Origin of the sequence: Prevotella sp. P6B1 (genome assembly GCF_000702825.1) — a bacterium.
In the GTDB taxonomy this organism is placed as follows: domain Bacteria; phylum Bacteroidota; class Bacteroidia; order Bacteroidales; family Bacteroidaceae; genus Prevotella.
The window spans coordinates 44,973-60,220 of sequence record NZ_JNKF01000018.1 but is presented as its reverse complement, the minus strand read 5'-3'; the positions used below and the strand labels follow the sequence as shown (position 1 = coordinate 60,220).

Annotated in this window: 10 protein-coding genes; 7 read left to right on the top strand and 3 right to left on the bottom strand. The window is 49.7% G+C overall.

Going from position 1 to position 15,248, the window contains the following annotated elements; genetic code table 11:
* The first annotated feature begins 251 nt into the window (after positions 1-251).
* The 6 genes from T495_RS0114755 to T495_RS0114730 are packed head-to-tail and all read left to right on the top strand — an operon-like array spanning position 252 to position 9,267.
* On the top strand, positions 252-1,112 hold the full coding sequence (locus T495_RS0114755; protein WP_033149243.1) for an AraC family transcriptional regulator: 861 nt from the start codon (positions 252-254) through the stop codon (positions 1,110-1,112).
* Between the two features lie 17 nt (positions 1,113-1,129).
* Complete coding sequence (locus T495_RS0114750) at positions 1,130-2,956, top strand: L-fucose isomerase (protein ID WP_033149242.1); 1,827 nt, start codon at positions 1,130-1,132, stop codon at positions 2,954-2,956.
* Between the two features lie 17 nt (positions 2,957-2,973).
* The gene (gene fucP / locus T495_RS0114745; RefSeq protein WP_033149241.1) at positions 2,974-4,272 is read left to right on the top strand and encodes an L-fucose:H+ symporter permease; all 1,299 of its coding nucleotides are present in this window, start codon (positions 2,974-2,976) and stop codon (positions 4,270-4,272) included.
* Positions 4,273-4,284: 12 nt separating this feature from the next.
* Positions 4,285-5,235 carry an aldo/keto reductase gene (locus T495_RS0114740; protein WP_033149240.1) on the top strand — a complete coding sequence of 317 codons (951 nt, stop codon included), beginning with the start codon at positions 4,285-4,287 and terminating at the stop codon, positions 5,233-5,235.
* Positions 5,236-5,266: 31 nt separating this feature from the next.
* Positions 5,267-6,286: a zinc-binding alcohol dehydrogenase family protein gene (locus T495_RS0114735; protein ID WP_033149239.1), complete on the top strand. Its 1,020-nt coding sequence runs from the start codon at positions 5,267-5,269 to the stop codon at positions 6,284-6,286.
* 23 nt (positions 6,287-6,309) lie between these two features.
* Positions 6,310-9,267, top strand: coding sequence for a glycoside hydrolase family 2 TIM barrel-domain containing protein (locus tag T495_RS0114730; protein WP_033149238.1), 2,958 nt, complete (start codon positions 6,310-6,312; stop codon positions 9,265-9,267).
* Here T495_RS0114730 and pdxT read toward each other — a convergent pair.
* The 3 genes from pdxT to T495_RS0114715 are packed head-to-tail and all read right to left on the bottom strand — an operon-like array spanning position 9,237 to position 11,562.
* Positions 9,237-9,788, bottom strand: coding sequence for a pyridoxal 5'-phosphate synthase glutaminase subunit PdxT (pdxT, locus tag T495_RS0114725; RefSeq protein ID WP_033149237.1), 552 nt, complete (start codon positions 9,786-9,788; stop codon positions 9,237-9,239). The two genes, T495_RS0114730 and pdxT, sit on opposite strands and share 31 nt — an antisense overlap.
* A complete protein-coding gene (pdxS, locus tag T495_RS0114720; RefSeq protein WP_033149236.1) occupies positions 9,785-10,660 on the bottom strand; it encodes a pyridoxal 5'-phosphate synthase lyase subunit PdxS in 876 nt (291 codons plus the stop codon). The genes pdxT and pdxS overlap by 4 nt, the downstream gene beginning before the upstream one ends.
* Positions 10,661-10,668: 8 nt before the next feature.
* Positions 10,669-11,562 (bottom strand): bifunctional hydroxymethylpyrimidine kinase/phosphomethylpyrimidine kinase, encoded by an 894-nt coding sequence (locus T495_RS0114715; RefSeq protein WP_033149235.1) that lies wholly within the window; start codon positions 11,560-11,562, stop codon positions 10,669-10,671.
* Positions 11,563-11,974: 412 nt separating this feature from the next.
* Here T495_RS0114715 and T495_RS0114705 point away from each other — a divergent pair, with 412 nt between their 5' ends.
* Positions 11,975-15,247: a TonB-dependent receptor gene (locus T495_RS0114705; protein WP_033149233.1), complete on the top strand. Its 3,273-nt coding sequence runs from the start codon at positions 11,975-11,977 to the stop codon at positions 15,245-15,247.
* Position 15,248 lies beyond the last annotated feature (1 nt).

Sequence of the window (15,248 nt, the reverse complement as noted above, 5' to 3'; positions counted from 1 at the left end):
GCAAATATAGAAATAGTAATGCAACCAAAGAAAAACAATATCGACATTATATAGGACGTTTTCGACTGCGTCAACTCTATATCGATAAAATCCTATACGACAATAGGACAATATCGATATTTGATTTTAATAATTCGAATAACAAATGCTAAAACGACTAAAAAATTAATAACGGCAGAAAAAACATGAAACAATGCTTGGCGGGATGCTTTTTTTTTTGTTACTTTGCACAACAAAATTCAACTATCTCTATGAATATTTCCGTTAACAAGCTGCATCCATACACGCTAAACGTAGGGCAGGCCATACATCATGGCGACTGGAATTGGAAAAACGTGCGGAGTCCATTCGCACGAATTTTCTATGTTGAGGAAGGAACGGCCCGCATAGTAATGCCAGAAGGGACATATAACCTTCAGCCAGGGCATCTCTATTTTATTCCAGCTTTCACCACCCATAGCTATGTCTGCGACACTACGTTTAAACATTATTATATACACGTGTACGAGAATCCGAATAACGAGCAAAGTATATTGGAAGAATGGGAATTGCCATTTGAAGTGAGAGGTTGTGAGATGGATCTGGAGCTCATTCGTCGGCTCTGCCAAATGAACCCCTTTTTGAAACTGCCTCAATCCGACCCTGCCGTATATGATAATCACTCCACACTTATCAGTAATTTACAAATGAATCAGCGTCGTCCATTTTGCGACAAAGTTGAGTCAAGAGGCATTCTATATATCTTGTTATCCCGTTTTCTAAAAACAGCAAGGCCCAAAATAGAGGTAAAGGATGACAGAATTCATCAGGTATTCTTTTTTATCCATAAAAACATCAACTCACACATTGATGTCGAGATGCTCGCTGACAAGATCTGTATGTCGAAGGATCATTTCATCCGGGTGTTCAAGAACGAAACAGGTTATACTCCCAATGCCTTTATTACCAAAAAGAAGCTTGAACGCTCTGAGCTCATGCTGGTCACTACCGACCTATCTGTAAAGAGTATTGCAGCCGCATTAGGATATGATGACAATTCTTACTTCAACAGATTGTTTAAGAAACATACAGGTATTACACCACAACAGTATCGAGAGAAATATAGTCAATAAATAATTCAACTGGAACTATGATCAAGAATAACTATCCTAAAATTGGTATCCGTCCCACCATTGATGGTCGTCAGGGTGGCGTACGTGAAAGTCTGGAAGAGAAAACCATGGCACTGGCTAAAGCTGTAGCAGAATTGATTACCACCCAGCTGCGTAATGGCGACGGCTCACCTGTAGAATGTGTCATTAGCGATACCACAATAGGTCGTGTGGCAGAAAGTGCCGCCTGTGCCGAGAAGTTCGAACGCGAGGGTGTTGGCAGTACCATCACCGTTACCAGCTGTTGGTGCTATGGCTCTGAAACCATGGACATGAACCCTTACTATCCGAAAGCTGTATGGGGTTTCAACGGTACCGAGCGTCCAGGCGCAGTATATCTGGCTGCTGTTTTAGCAGCTCATGCCCAGAAGGGACTGCCCGCCTTTGGTATCTACGGTCATGACGTACAGGATATCAACGACAACACCATCCCTGCCGACGTGGCCGAGAAGCTATTGCGTTTTGCACGTGCCGCTCAGGCTGTAGCCACCTTGAAAGGCAAGAGCTACCTCTCAATAGGCAATACCTGTATGGGTATTGCTGGTTCGATTGTCAATGCCGACTTCCTACAACAATACCTCGGCATGCGTACAGAATACGTATCGTTAGTAGAGATTCTGCGACGTGTTGATTTTGACATTTACGACCATGAAGAGTTTGAGAAAGCCATGCAATGGGTCGAGAAGTACTGCAAGCCTCAAGAGGGTCATGACTACAATGAGGACCGTCCACTCTTCCCAGGAACACCGATGACTAACTTCAACGGCAAGGGGAAAGGGAAAAACCGCGAGGAGAAAGATGCTGATTGGGAGTTTACCGTCAAGACCATGATGATTATCCGCGACCTGATGCACGGCAATCCACGCTTACTGGAGATGGGCTATAAAGAAGAGGCCTTAGGCCACAACGCCATTTTTGGTGGTGTACAAGGACAACGCCAATGGACAGACTATAAGCCCAACTTCGACTTCCCAGAGTCGATGCTCTGTAGCTCGTTCGACTGGAATGGTCCACGCGAAGCCGACGTGCTGGCTACCGAGAATGATTTCCTTAATGGCATGTCGATGCTGTTTGGCCATCTGCTTACCAATCGTGGCGTGATGTTCTCCGACATCCGTACCTACTGGAGTCCTGAAGCTGTAGAGCGTGTGGCCGGCAAACGACCTGAAGGATTAGCAGCCAATGGTTTCATCCACCTGATCAATAGTGGAGCAACCACACTCGATGCTACAGGTGCCATGACCGATGTAGACGGGGAACCTACCATGAAGGAGTTCTGGAACATAAGCGATAGCGATATGGAAGCTTGTTTGAAAGCAACCTACTGGATGCCTGCCGACCGCGATTACTTCCGTGGCGGTGGCTACAGCTCACACTTCGTTACCAAGGGTGGCATGCCCATGACAATGATGCGTATCAACATGGTGCAAGGCTTAGGTTCTGTGCTGCAACTGGCTGAAGGCTGGACTATTGAACTTGATGCTGAGACCCATGACATACTTGACAAACGTACGGATCCCACATGGCCCACCACATGGTTTGTGCCCCGTCTCGATGCCACCAAGGATTGTTTCAAGGATGTATACAGCGTCATGAACTGTTGGGGTGCCAACCACGGAGCCATTGCCTACGGTCATATCGGTGCCGACCTGCTGACACTCTGTTCCATCCTGCGTATCCCCGTATGCATGCACAATATCGCTGACAAGGACATCTTCCGTCCAGCAGCCTGGAATGCCTTCGGCATGGATAAAGAAGGCGCCGATTATCGGGCCTGTCAGAACTTCGGACCAATCTATAAGTAAATCTACCAATTAGCAATATGGAAAAGAAACCTTTAGTAGAAAAAAAGTATCTACTCACATTTATTCTCATCACCTCACTTTTCGCGTTATGGGGCTTTGCCAACGATATCACCAACCCGATGGTGGCAGCCTTCCAAACCGTGATGGAACTGTCGGCCACCAAGGCCTCCATGATTCAGTTCGCCTTCTACGGCGGTTATGCAACCATGGCCATCCCGGCAGCTCTGTTCATTCGTCGATTCAGTTACAAGGTGGGTATCCTCAACGGCTTGGCACTCTACGCCTTTGGAGCATTCCTATTCATCCCTGCAGCACAGTTCCAGCAGTTCTCGTTTTTCTGCGTCTCGCTGTATATCCTCACCTTCGGTCTCGCCTTCTTAGAGACAACGGCCAACCCGTTTATTCTCTCGTTGGGCGACAAGAGTAACTCCACGCGCCGACTTAATCTGGCACAGGCTTTCAATCCCGTGGGTTCGCTCTCGGGTATGGCTGTAGCCTCGTTTATCGTACTGCCCCAACTATGGTCGGATAAGCGCGATGCTGCCGGACAGATTATCTTCGGCACCTTATCCGAAGCCGAGAAAGCCAGCATTCGTCTGCACGACCTGGCTGTTATCCGCGACCCTTATGTCATTCTCGGTCTGGTGGTACTCATCATGTTTATTATCATTGCTGTAACTAAGATGCCAAACGTGGCAGGCGACGGCACCAAGCTCGATGCCAGTCACAGTCTGCGCCGCCTCTGGCACAACAATATCTACCGTTACGGCGTGCTTGCCCAGGTATTCTACGTGGCCGCCCAGATTATGTGCTGGACGTTTATCATCCAGTATGCAGACCGTTTGGGCATCAACAAGGCAACAGCACAGATGTTTAATATCGTAGCCATGTCACTGAACCTCTGCGGTCGCTTTGTCGGCACATTCATCATGCGCTACATCAACACCCGTCGGTTGCTTATGATCTTTGGCATCTGCGCCTCGGCCTTTACTATGGGTGCTATCTGCATTGATGGCCGTGCAGGCTTGTACAGTTTGGTGTGCATCAGCCTCTTCATGTCAATCATGTTCCCCACCATCTATGGTATCGCTTTGGAGGATGTTGAGGTTGAAGACACCACCCTTGGCGCCGCCTTCCTGGTGATGGCCATTGTGGGGGGCGCCCTGATGCCTCCCCTGCAGGGAATGATCATCGATCTGGGCACCGTAGCCGGCTGGCCAGCAGTCAATGTATCGTTCTGTCTGCCGCTGCTGTGCTTCTGCTTTATCGCCCTTTACGGCTATCGTACTTTTAAAGTGAGTCATCAAACAAAATAAAATATAGAAGAAATGGTTTATAACGAAATCGGAAAAACAGGCATGAAGGTGTCGAACCTCAGTTTCGGTGCCTCTTCATTAGGCGGTGTATTCCATGGCATCCGCGAAGACGAGGGCATTCGTGCCGTACACACAGCCATCGACAATGGTATTAACTTTATTGACGTATCTCCCTACTACGGACACCTAAAGGCCGAGATGGTCTTAGGAAAAGCACTGAAGGAGATTCCCCGCGACAAATACTATCTGTCAACAAAAGTAGGCCGCTACGGTAAGGATGGCGTTAACACCTGGGACTACTCAGCGAAACGCGTTACAGCCAGTGTTTACGAGAGTATGGAGCGTCTGAACGTAGACTATATCGACCTGATCAACGTCCACGATATTGAGTTCCAAGGCGATCTGGAAGGCGGGCTTCAGCTGATATGTGACGAGACACTGCCTGCACTGGTAGAACTGCGAAAGAAAGGTGTGGTAGGCCATGTAGGTATCACCGACCTGCAACCTGAGAATCTGAAGTGGGTCATCGAACATTGCGACGAGGGCGTGGTAGAAAGCATCCTGAACTTCTGCCACTACAGTCTGAACGACACGTTGCTACAGGACTACCTCGGTTTCTTTGAACAGCACAATGTAGGTGTCATCAACGCCTCACCCCTATCCATGGGTTTGCTCTCACAACGCGGTGCACCTGACTGGCATCCTGCCAGTAAGGACCTACAGGCAGCTTGTGCCCGTGCAGCAGCTCGCTGTCAACAGAAGGGCTACCCCATCGAGAAACTGGCCATTCAGTTCTCAACCAGTTGCAATCCACGTATCGCAACCACCCTCTTCAGCAGTGCCAATCCCGAAAACGTACTGAAGAACATCGGCTACGTCAACGAGCCTATGGACGAGCAATTGGTACAAGAGGTACAGCAGATTATCGGCGACCAGATGTTTGTTCGCTGGAGAAACTCATAGAAAAAGAAATAATGTAAAAAAACAAATAGCAATGAAAGCAATTCAGATAAGCGAGCCTTCGGTTATGAAGGTCATCGAGATGGCCGAGCCTCAAATGGGCGAAGGCGAAGTATTATTAAAGATGAAATATGTGGGTTTTTGCGGTAGCGACCTGAACACCTACCGTGGTGGCAACCCGATGGTGAAGATGCCCGTAGTGCCCGGTCACGAGGTAGGTGCCGAGATTGTAAAGGTAGGCAAGAACGTGCCTGCCAACCTGCAGGCTGGCATGATCGTCACCGTCAATCCGTACACCAACTGCGGCAAGTGTGCCTCGTGTCGTAATGGTCGTGTGAACGCCTGTCAGCATAACGAGACATTAGGCGTACAGCGCTGGGGCGCCATGTGCGACTATATCGCTCTGCCTTGGGAGAAGGTGATTCCAGCAGGCAACCTGCCCGCACGCACCTGCGCCCTCATCGAGCCAATGAGTGTGGGCTTCCATGCCGTGAGTCGTGCACAGGTAACTGATATTGATGTGGTCATGGTCATTGGCTGCGGTATGGTGGGTATGGGTGCTGTAGTACGCTCAGTCTTGCGTGGCGCCACCGTGATTGCCGCTGACATCGACGACGAGAAGTTAGCGCTGGCCAAGGAGATGGGAGCCACCTACACCATCAACACCAAGACGGAGGATGCGCATGCCCGTTTACAGGAGCTCACTGGTGGTTTCGGTCCCGATGTCGTCATCGAGGCGGTAGGTAGCGTACCCACCTATCAGATGGCAGTTAACGAGGTAGCCTTTACCGGTCGCGTGGTTTGCATTGGCTATGCCAAGAGCGAGGTATCGTTCCAGACGAAGTACTTTGTACAGAAGGAGCTCGACATCCGTGGTTCGCGCAATGCTCTACCCAGCGATTTCCGTGCTGTCATCCACTATCTTGAGCGCGGCACCTGCCCTGTCGATCGCCTCATCAGCAACGAGGTAAAGCCTGAGCAGGCCGAACAGGCCATGCAACAATGGGCCGAGAACCCGGGAAAGGTATTCCGTATCTTAGTAGATTTTAGGTAATAAATAAAACCCATCAACCATATATGAAAAGGTTTATCGTCATTCTGTCGTCTCTGCTGGCATTACAGAGTCAGGCACAAACACGCGATTGGGAGAACCCCGCAGTAGTAGGTATCAACAAACTTCCTTATCACGCCACACTACAACTACCATCAAAACAAAAGGAATGTGATGAGATTGTGAGCCTCGACGGACAGTGGCTATTCCATTGGAGCCGGAATCCAGAGGAACGTCCTGTCGAGTTCTATCGTGTCGACTTCGACACAAGTCATTGGAACTACATCACTGTGCCTGGCAACTGGCAGACACAGGGTTACGGTACACCGATTTATATCAATATCAACTATCCGTTCGTAAAAAACCGTCCGAGCGTAACCACCGAGCCACCCAAGGACTGGACGGCCTATGAGAACCGCAACCCTGTGGGGTCGTATGTCACCCACTTCGAGGTCAGCAAGGCCATGCTCAAACAGCATCTCATTCTGCACTTCGGCGGTGTACACTCGGCTTTCTACGTCTGGGTGAACGGGCAACGTGTAGGCTATAGTCAGAACTCGATGTCGCCAGCCGAGTTCGATATCACCAAATACGTGAAGGCCGGCCAGAACCGCCTGGCTGTCGAGGTGTATCGCTGGAGCGACGGCAGCTACTTAGAGGATCAGGACATGTGGCGCCTCTCAGGCATCTATCGCCCAGTACAATTATGGGTAAGACCATTGGTACACATCAGCGACTATCAAGTGAAGGCCGAGCCCAATGCCGACTATAGCAAAGCCGTCGTAAAAGCCACTATCAGCCTCTGTAATACAGGACAGAAAACCGCCAAAGGCCTGCAGCCTGTACTGCTCATCAACGATAAAGAGGTGAAGACCGATGCGACGTCATTGGCCGCTGGCGACACTACCACCATCACCCTCAACTATACCATTGACCATCCGCAACTGTGGTCGGCCGAGAAACCACATCTGTATCCTTTCCGAGTAGAGTTGCGTAATAAGAAAGGTCAGGTTGTGGAACACTTCGACTACCACTTAGGTGTAAAGAGAATAGAGGTTGATGGCGAAGTATTCAAAATCAATGGTAAGAACGTGAAGCTACGCGGCGTAAACCGTCATGACCATCACCCCAAGACCGGACGTTATGTTGATGATGCCACTTACGAGCAGGATATCCGCCTGATGAAACAGGCTAATATCAACTTCCTGCGTACCAGCCACTACCCCGACCGCGAATATATCTACGAACTCTGCGACCGCTGGGGCATCTATGTGATGGACGAAGCAAACCACGAGACCCACGGCTATGGCTATGCCAACGAAGAGATGGGCCTTGATCTGGCTTGGCAGCAGGCACATGTGGATCGCGCAGAATCGTTGGTTAAGCGCGACTTTAACCATCCAAGCATCATACTATGGAGTTTGGGTAACGAAGGTGCCGTTGGACCCAACATCGAGGCTATGTATAATAAGGTAAAGGAGCTCGATACAACCCGTCTACCCTTCTACGATAGCGACCGCCGTTATAGCTGCATCTGGGACGACAGCTACCTCTATCCCGCCGATCTGAAGAAGAATGCCGAAGCGGTGAAGGACAAACCTTTCATGATGCGCGAATACGCCCATGCCATGGGTAACTCCTGCGGCAATCTGCAGGAATACTGGGATGTTATCTACAACGACTCCAGCATCTGCGGCGCAGCCATCTGGGATTGGGTTGACCAAGGTCTGGAGAAGGACGGCTACTATGCCTATGGTGGCGACTTTGGCGACCAGCCTAACGATGGTCCGTTTAATATCAATGGTGTGGTGGCCCCCGACCGTCAGCCACACCCACATTACTATGAGGTGCAGTACGTATATCAGCCATTGCAGTTCAAGTTGAACAATGATCAACTCCACATCATCAACCGCGACCTTTTTACCAGCATCGACGAATACGACATCGTACGCGACACCGTCCTCATCGGCTCAGAACGTCTGCTGAATGTCTATGCCCGTTTGAAGTCTGATAGACCATGGGCTAAAAAAGGCTTTACCGTAGCCCGTGAACAATTTGTGCTTGAGCCCTACGACTTCGGCAACACCGTCCATGGCAAGCCCGCCAAGGTACAGAAAACCGCAAACGGCGCAAGACTACACACCAAACGCGGCACCATAACTATCGATCAGACAGGTGCTATGACCTCGTGGATTGTTGATGGCCAGGAACTGCTGAAGGCACCGTTGGAGCCTTATTTCTGGAAGCCCGAGAACGACAACCAGCATGCGGCCCACTTTGCCGAAGCGTCAGCCATCTGGGAGCATGCCGCCAAAAACCGCACGCTAAAAGCCCTACGAACAGAGAGCAACAAAAGCAGTGCCAAGGTGATTGTAGAACTGTCGCTGCCCGTAGGTGCCGACCTTACGCTGACCTACACCGCCAGTCAGGAAGGGCAGGTCAAGATCGATATGGATTACAAGCCAACACCGACTACTGACGGCTTACAGTCACCAGCCCAACCGCTCCCTTTAATGCCGAAGTTCGGTATGCGCATGCGATTGCCAGCCGACTACACTCAAATCAAATACTATGGTCGAGGCCCATGGGAGAACTATCCCGACCGCAAACGCTCTGCCTTCCTTGGTATCTACAAATCAGAAATACAGAATTTCGAAGTTGACTACATCCATCCGCAAGACAATGGCAACCGTTGCGACATCCGCTGGATACAATTATCCACAGCCACGCCACATCCATCAAGCATCACCATCACCGGTTGTGGCCCCCTATGCATTCGCGCTTGGGACTACGGTGAAGAAGACCTGACAGGTGTACGCCATCCCAATGAAATAAGCCGCGGACGCTTTATCAACCTGAATATTGACCAAAACGTCCACGGCGTAGGAGGTGCCGATACCTGGGGCAAACATACCCTACCCCAGTACACCATCGATGCCAACCAGCCTCACCACTACAGTTTTATCATGTCGACCAGTAACTGATGCAGACGCATGTCATCGTCTAATTCAGGGTGAAAGGCGGTGGCAATCTGATGGCCTTGACAGGCGGCTACGATGTGCCCGTCCACTTGAGCGATAGGAGTACAATCGGCAGCTAAGACCGCATCTATATAAGGTGCGCGGATAAATGTCATTGGCACATCGTTGCCGATGCCATCAACACGCCCCATTGTGTGGAAGCTGCCTAACTGACGACCATAAGCATTGCGACGTACACGGATATGCATCGTACCCAAATAGCCTTCCGACAACAGAATCATGCCAGCACAGGTGCCTAACACAGGCAAACCATCAACAATGGCTTGCCGGATAGGCTCGAAGAGTCCCAACTCCTTGAGCAGGCGCATCTGTACGGTGCTCTCGCCCCCCGGCAGAATCAGTGCATCTTTGGGTTGCTGCCAGTCGCTAAGCTGTCTGACTTCAAAGGTCTCTACTCCTAAACGCTGCAACACCTGTTCATGTTCTATAAAAGCCCCTTGCAAGGCCAATACTGCAATCCTCATTTTCCTCGTTCAGCCATTAAGAGTTCTATCTCGTGCTCGTTGATGCCTACCATCGCCTCACCAAGGTCCTCACTGAGCTCGGCCAGGAGTTTGGCATCTTTATAGTTGGTCACAGCCTTGACAATGGCGGCAGCTCGCTTGGCGGGGTTGCCGCTCTTGAAGATGCCGCTACCCACAAACACGCCCTCGGCACCCAACTGCATCATCAGCGCAGCATCAGCTGGGGTGGCGACACCGCCGGCAGCAAAGTTCACAACGGGCAGCTTGCCGTTCTCGTGCACGAACTTCACCAACTCATAAGGCGCCTGCAACTGCTTGGCAGCCTCGAAGAGCTCATCCTCGCTCATCGACACCAGTCGGCGGATCTCACTCTGCATCAGACGCATGTGACTCACGGCCTGCACCACATCGCCTGTACCCGGTTCACCCTTGGTACGAATCATTGTGGCGCCCTCGGCAATACGACGCAAGGCCTCACCCAGGTTCTTGGCACCGCAGACAAAAGGAACATCGAACTTGGTCTTATCGATATGATAGATATTATCAGCAGGACTCAGCACCTCACTCTCGTCGATATAGTCAATCTCGATGGCCTGCAGAATCTGGGCCTCAGCAATATGACCGATACGGCACTTCGCCATGACGGGGATGCTGACGGCTTCCTGAATGCCGCGAATCATTTTGGGGTCGCTCATACGACTCACGCCGCCTGCTGCACGGATGTCGGCAGGGATACGTTCGAGAGCCATTACAGCACAGGCACCAGCCTCTTCAGCAATCTTAGCCTGTTCGGGAGTAGTCACGTCCATTATAACACCACCCTTCAGCATCTGAGCCAACTGGCGGTTTAGCAATGTTCTTTCGTTTGTCATTTTCTTATTTATTGTTTATGATTCTGATAATCTCTTGGCGACACGCCTTTTCGTTTTTTGAAGAAGCGCGACAGGTGTGCTTGCGACGAGAACCCCAACCAGCGGGCAACGTCTTTCAGCGGTTTATTGGTGGTGGTGATAAGTTTAGCGATTTCGGTGGTGATACGTTCATCAATGATAGCTTTGGGCGAGCGGTTGGCAACCTGACGGGTCACCTGGCCTAAATAGCGTGGACTGACGTTCAGTTGTTCGGCATAGAACGCCACATCGGCATAGCGGTTGTAATAGCGCTCCACGGTGTCGAGAAACTGGTTGTAGAGCTCATCGGTACGGGTATTGCCATCAGTATAGTCGGCTGGCAACTGTTTCAGATACGTCTGTGCGTGCAACATAGCTTCGCTCACCTTTTCATTGAGACTCAGGTAGTAGGCTAATGCCGAACCTAACTGGTTGGCAGCACCATGCCGGCGAGGTCCTACGGGCAGATCGCTCGGTGCCAGCACCACGGTGCACAGGGGTAACAGCAAACGTTCGATAGCCTCATAGACACGCGGTTCTACCAATTGTTCACCCTTGGTTGATGTTAATACGGGCGCATAGATAATATGTTGTGGCTTGTAGCGCTGCAGCACCTCAGCCAATATCTGCACCACGTCGTTACGACGCACCAGTCCAATCTTGACGATTTGCGGCTGCAGGTCATTGATGATAGCCTCTACCTGCTGACGCACCACCGCAGCCGGCAGGTCATGAAACTCCTGGATACCCAGTGTGTTCTGTACCGTAATCGAAGTGATGGCCGAGGCTGCTGTGCCGCCCAGCTGACTGATAAGTCGGATATCGGCCTGTACGCCCGAACCGCCTGTACCATCACTACCTGTTATCGTCAGTATCGTTTTCATGGTTGCAAAGGAACAAAAATCCCACGAATCCACCAAACAATATTCTCACAATGATAAAAAAAACTGCAATTTGGCAAAAAAAGCAAAATACTTTGTCCCATATAGTACGCGTTTTGAGCAAATAAAGCAAATAAGTATGCAGAAAGACAAAAAAGTATCAGTTTTGAGCAAGCAAAAGCTAACTACTTTATCAAAAAAGGTCTATCTTTGCACCGGATTCAGTTTTTCTGTATTCCTCACTATAACTAATAATAAACTTTAAAAAAAGAACTTATGACCCAAAACAACTCCACATAATGGTTCGATGCGCGTACCTTTATTATATATAGGAACGTATGTGCGCACTGATTCACTATTGTCAGATTAAAAAGCTAACATCTCACAAACCAATTTTCAATAATAACTCTTAAGTATGAATCAATTTCTTACAAAAACAGCGCTATTGATGGGTGCTGTGACCTTCTTGGGGCTTGGCTACTCATCAAACGCTTATGCCGCAGGAGCTCCTCAGGAGATTCAGCAGGCAGCGAAGAAGATTACAGGTACTGTAGTCGACGCTTCGGGCCCCGTGATTGGAGCCAGTGTAGTAGTGAAAGGGACGTCAAACGGTGTAGCCACCGATTTCGACGGAAACTTCCAACTCAACGCCAGTCCAGGTCAGACCCTAGTCATCACTTACATTGGTTACACAACCAAGGAAGTAAAAATTACCGCTAACAAAACCACCTATCAGATCACTCTCGAAGAAGACAAGCAACTGCTCGAGGAAGTAGTTGTTGTAGGTTATGGTACGATGAAGAAAAGCGACCTTGCCGGTGCATCTGCGACCATGGACGAGAAGGCCATCAAGGGGTCAAATATCACAAATATCGACCAGAGTTTTCAGGGGCGTGTCACTGGTGTTACCGCTGTACAGACATCAGGAGCTCCAGGCTCGTCTTCATCCATCCGTGTACGTGGTCAGGCCACCATTAATGCCGGTGCCGAACCGTTGTACGTTATTGATGGTGTGATTATGCAAGGTGGCGGTAACTCTGGTGCCGACTTCGGCCTTGGCGACGCTCTGGGTAATGGTTCGGTTTCTACCGTATCACCACTATCAACCATCAACCCTGCTGATATTGTCAGCATGGAGATTCTGAAGGACGCCTCGGCCACCGCCATCTATGGTGCACAGGGTGCTAATGGTGTAGTACTGATTACCACCAAGCGCGGTAAGGCCGGCGAAGCTAAATTCACCTATGATGGCAGCGTAACAGTTCAGCGCCAGAGCAAGCGCCTCGATATGCTGAACCTACGTGAGTTTGCCGAGTACTATAACGATATGGCTCAGCAGGGGGAGATCTCGAAGCCCGACGAGACCTACAGCGATCCTTCAATACTGGGAAAGGGAACTAACTGGCAGGACGCCGTATTCCGCACCGCCTGGCAACACCAGCATCAAATCAGTGCGCAGGGCGGTACAGATGCCGTTAAGTACTTCATCTCTGGTGGTTTAATGAACCAGCAGGGTACTATCATCGGCTCTAATTTCAAACGTTTCTCTACCCGCGTTAACCTCGATGCACAGCTGAAGAAGTGGTTGAAGCTTGGTTTGAACGCATCGTTCACCTCAACGGATGAGGACCTGAAACTGGCCGACTCTGATGAGGGTATCATCAACTACTCATTGACCACCCCCCCAGATATCCAGATCTACGATATCAATGGTGGCTACTCGCATGTTTCAAAGGAAGGATTCACCAGTCCTAACCCCATCGCTCTGGCAATGATGGATGAGATTCTGCTGGGACGTAAGAAACTGAACGGTAGTGTATTTGCCGACGTCACCCCAATCAACCACTTGACATGGCATGCCGAACTCGGTTTCGACATCGGTAGTTCAAAGGGAGAGACTTATGAACCAAAGGTGAACTTAGGCACTTGGAACCGCGCGTCGAACGAGAGCCGCATGCAGAAGAACTCAAACACCTTCTGGGCACTGAAGAACTATGTAACCTATGCCAACACATTTGGCAAGCACTCTATCACAGCCATGGTGGGACAAGAGGCTTGGGAGTCGAAATACGACTACATCTCTCTACAGAACAACAATCTGCCTAACGACGAGGTTCACAACCCTGCACTCGGTTCAGGTGAGCCTAAGGTAGGCAGTGGCTTTGGTTCTTCATCAATGGCATCGTTCTTTACGCGCGAAACCTATAATTATGCCGACCGTTATCTGCTTACCTATACATACCGCTATGATGGTAGCTCAAACTTCGGTCCTAACAAGCGTTGGGCAGGCTTCCACTCTGTTGCAGGAGCATGGCGTTTCACTAACGAGGCATTCATGAAGAATCTGAAGTGGTTCACTAACGGTAAACTTCGCCTCGGATGGGGTCAGACTGGTAACTCAAGCATCGGTGGATACAAATGGGGTTCTGCCATGTCAACCATGGAAACAGGTCTTGGACTGAGCTATCGTCCTGCCAACCTGAAGAATCTCGACATCAAGTGGGAGACTCAGGAGCAGATCAACATTGGTCTTGACTTAGGTTTCTTTAATGGTCGCATTGCCATTACAGCCGACTGGTACAAGAAGGTATCTAAGGACATGCTGATGCAGCTCACCTTGCCTTCAATCATGGGTACATCAGGTAACGCCTCTTCTGCTCTTGCTGCGCCTTACGGTAACTATGGCGACATCGAGAATACCGGTTTCGAATTCGAACTCAAGACACGTCCTATCGAAACCAAGGACTTCAGCTGGCAGAGCGATTTCCAGATTTCGTTCAATAGAAACAAGCTGAAGAGCCTCAGTGGTTCTACCGCACTTCCAGGTTACGGTCAGTGGACTGATGTGGTCAGCCGTTCAGTACCAGGCGAGAGTCTCTATAATTTCTATGGCTACGAAGTAGAAGGAATCTACCAGAGTTTTGAGGACATTCTGAACTCTCCAGTAAACACGTTGCAGCAGAACAATCCAATCGTAACAAACCCTGATGGTACAAAGTCATGGAGCACAGATCCAACCAAGTATAATCCAAAGAACACCACCTATGTGGGAGATATCAAGTACAAGGATGTAAACGGCGACGGTATTATCGACGAAAACGATAAGACAAACATCGGCTCTCCACTGCCTAAGTTCACATTTGGTTGGAACAACACCTTCGTATATAAGAACTTCGACCTGAACATCTTTATCAATGGTTCGGTAGGCAACAAAGTTGGTAACTACATGAAGATGAAGCTCACACACATGAACTCTCCTTGGACTAACCAGCTCGCCGATGTACAGAACCGCACCCGTCTGCAGCCTAAGGACGGCAACTACTCTGATTGGTGGTACAACGACATATCTAATGTCATCACCACAGGCTATAGCAGTACACCACGTGCAGCTATCAACGACCCGAACGATAACGACGCTTGGAGTTCACGCTACATCGAAGATGGTAGTTATGTACGCCTTAAGGCTATCACACTGGGTTATACCTTTGATCAGAAACTCATCAAGAAGCTTGGTTTGACAAACCTGCGCCTAACCCTCAATGCCACCAATTTGCTAACCATCACAGGTTACGATGGCTACGATCCAGAAATTGGTGTGTCTACAGCATCAAACAACGTATATGGACTGGATAACGGACGCTATCCTTCTCCAACCTCTGTTACATTAGGCATTAACGTATCTTTCTAAA